Raw genomic sequence first — 2,122 nt, 5'->3', positions numbered from 1 at the left:
GTATTTGAATAATTGTGGAATATTGGCTTGACAACAAGTCCGCCTCAGAATGAATTCTGAGGCTCATAGCTCAAGTCAGCTTAAGCTGACTATGGTTTAATGAAGGTGAAGATTAAGGGAATTCATTGGTTTAGCTGCGTGAGTTTTGGCCCATCATCTTCATGATTATGCCGTTCTAAAGACGAAATTGTAGTTCCATTGGAATGATGCGCTTTTTGATTCTCTACATACACAACAGCTTGCTCAAGTTGTTTGCTTCCCATTGAAAAAACGCCATATCCGCGTTGCCAGCCAAACAAATCTTGCGAGGGCGAGAGATGATTGAGATGATGAGCGCTACTGCCTTTGATATTTTGGACAAAATCAGAGATAGAAAATCTCGGTGGTATAGAAGCCACTAAATGGATGTGGTTTTCTATTCCGCCCACAGCATGGACAATGCTACCAAGTGCATTGGCTTTGCCAATGATGTAACTATAAAGTTGGGTTTCGCGTTCGGGGGTAATTAATGGCTGTCGCTCTTTTGTCGCCCAAACAAGATGATAGTAAAGTCGCCACAGAGCCATATACGTGGTGTTTTTGATGGAATTTACTGTGTCTAGTATTCCCCGAAATCGTTAAAAATCTTCCAGTCAGCTTGAGCTGACTTGAGCTATTAGCCTTGGAATTTATTCCGAGGCGGGTAGGGTTGCAACGCTACCGCTACGCTATCTGCCTTTCTTAATAATCCTGGGAATTCATTCCGAGGCGGGTAGGGTTGCAACTTTACAAGAGTTCAGTAGCTCCAAATCATCTTCTCTTCAAATAAAAACAGGACTTACGCAAAAATCGCCGAAAGGCTTAATTTATCGAACCGCCAAGACGCCAAGAACGCCAAGAATTCGTAGAGCGTGCGTAAGTCCTAAAAAAGATGATTTGCTCCTCCTGGCTCCATTTGAGCATTTATCCCTCCCGATATAATGCGTCATCCGAAGCATCCCGCTTGGTGGGAGAATAATAATGAGAATGATACAAGCCTGGTGTTGTCTCCAGCCTAAAGGAATCTGTAAAAATGTGGAAACGAATTATATTAATTTTGCTATTAGTGTTGAGCTTCAGCCTGAGTAATTCTGGTGTAGCGGCTGCGGGTGGACTCAAAAGCTTTGTAGACACTAATGATGGCTATCAGTTTTTATATCCTAACGGCTGGCTGCAAGTTAAAGTTGCTAACGGCCCAGATGTAGTTTTCCACGATTTGATTGAGGTGTCTGAAAATGTTTCTGTTGTGATTAGCCCAGTTCCAGAAGGTAAAACTTTGGCAGAATTAGGAACCCCAACAGAAGTGGGATATAAGTTAGGAAAGGCAGCTCTTGCGCCTCCTGACTCTGGTCGTTCAGCTGAATTAGTCAATGCCGCACAGCGAGAAGTAGACGGTAAAACATACTATCTTTTAGAGTATGAGGTTAAACTCGCCAATCAACAACAACGACACAACATCGCCAGCGTTGCTGTTAGCCGTGGTAAACTTTTTACCCTCAACGCCTCAATTCCTGAAAAACGCTGGCAGAAAGTTAAACGAATGATTGATGAGGTTGTAAATTCTTTTTCTGTTTATTAATTGGGGAGTGGGGAGTGGGGAATGGGGAAGAAGCAGGGGAGCAGGGAGCAGGGAGCAAGGGAGAAGAATTTTCCCCTCTGCCCCCTGCTCCCCGCCCCTCTGCCTCTTTTTAATGCCCTATGCCCTATTCCCAATTACGAAGTTTGTCAGAAATATCATGAAAATTCCACCTTTTGTACTTGCCTCAGCTTCCCCAGCCCGACGCCGCTTGCTGCAAACTGTTGGTATTGAACCGATAGTTAAACCAAGTGATTTTGATGAGTCGCAAATTGAATTAAGTGAACCAGCAGAATTAGTCAAAACTCTTGCCCAATACAAGGCAGAAACTGTAGCCCCACAGTTTGAATCGGCTTTGATTATGGGTTGTGATTCGGTTTTGTCCATGAATGGTGAAATTTACGGCAAACCACCAGATACCTCTGAAGCGATCGCACGTTGGCAGATAATGCAAGATAACTTTGGCGACTTGTACACAGGTCACGCCTTAATTGATATAGCTCAAAACCGTACTATAGTCAAGTCACA

At 43.7% G+C, this 2,122-nt stretch carries 3 protein-coding genes; 2 read left to right on the top strand and 1 reads right to left on the bottom strand.

Features of this window, described 5'->3' with window-relative positions:
- Nucleotides 1-122: 122 nt before the first annotated feature.
- On the bottom strand, nucleotides 123-566 hold the full coding sequence (gene tnpA / locus LC574_RS37155; RefSeq protein ID WP_229458628.1) for an IS200/IS605 family transposase: 444 nt from the start codon (nucleotides 564-566) through the stop codon (nucleotides 123-125).
- Nucleotides 567-1,051: 485 nt separating this feature from the next.
- Here tnpA and psbP point away from each other — a divergent pair, with 485 nt between their 5' ends.
- On the top strand, nucleotides 1,052-1,597 hold the full coding sequence (psbP, locus tag LC574_RS37150) for a photosystem II reaction center PsbP (RefSeq protein WP_229458627.1): 546 nt from the start codon (nucleotides 1,052-1,054) through the stop codon (nucleotides 1,595-1,597).
- Nucleotides 1,598-1,754: 157 nt separating this feature from the next.
- The coding region (locus tag LC574_RS37145) for a nucleoside triphosphate pyrophosphatase (RefSeq protein ID WP_229458626.1) at nucleotides 1,755-2,122 on the top strand (368 nt) is incomplete at its 3' end.

This window comes from Nostoc sp. CHAB 5715, from assembly GCF_020829685.1.
Lineage (GTDB): Bacteria > Cyanobacteriota > Cyanobacteriia > Cyanobacteriales > Nostocaceae > Nostoc.
The sequence above is the reverse complement of the archived record's forward strand: the minus strand, read 5'-3'. Positions and strand labels throughout refer to the sequence as shown.